1 pseudogene is annotated in these 591 nt (G+C 43.1%); it reads right to left on the reverse strand.

The annotated features are described in order from the left end of the window. A pseudogene (locus tag CXF58_RS13970) lies at positions 1-591 on the reverse strand (IS5 family transposase); the annotation flags it as partial.

The following is a 591-nucleotide window of genomic DNA, read 5'->3' on the forward strand; positions in this document are numbered from 1 at the left end:
CAGAAGAAGTTCTCGATTAAGTGACGCCACTTGTACATTTCTTTATCGAAATCTCGTTGCTTTAAACGAGAGCGTTTAGGGGGTATGACCGCTTTGCTACCACGCTCTTCTAAGTCTAGCAGTAGCCAATCCGTGTCAAAGGCTCTATCAGCAAGCAATGCACCAAACTCTTTGTCTTTAATTAAAGGTTTAACGCCAGCCATGTCATGCTGTTGTCCTTTCAATAAAGTAAAATCAACAAGGTTGCCTAATGCATCAACCATTGCCATGATTTTAGTGGTCATACCGCCTCTTGATTTGCCAATTGCCTGATGACAAGCCCCCCTTTTGCGCCTTGTCCATGACGATGTACCTTAACAATAGTGCCATCAATCATGGCATACTCTAAATCTGAGTCATTCAGAGCATTAAATAGCTTGCTGAATCTATCGCTTTTTACCCATCGACGGTAGCGCTTATAAACACTGTTCCAGTTACCAAATTCAGGGGGTAAGTCTCGCCACGGACTACCTGTTCGGACAATCCATAGAACAGCTTCGATAAATAGTCGATTATTTACCGCTGTTCTACCAACATCGGTCTCTTTACCTG

This window comes from Psychrobacter sp. Sarcosine-02u-2 (genome assembly GCF_002836335.1).
In the GTDB taxonomy this organism is placed as follows: Bacteria; Pseudomonadota; Gammaproteobacteria; order Pseudomonadales; family Moraxellaceae; genus Psychrobacter; species Psychrobacter faecalis.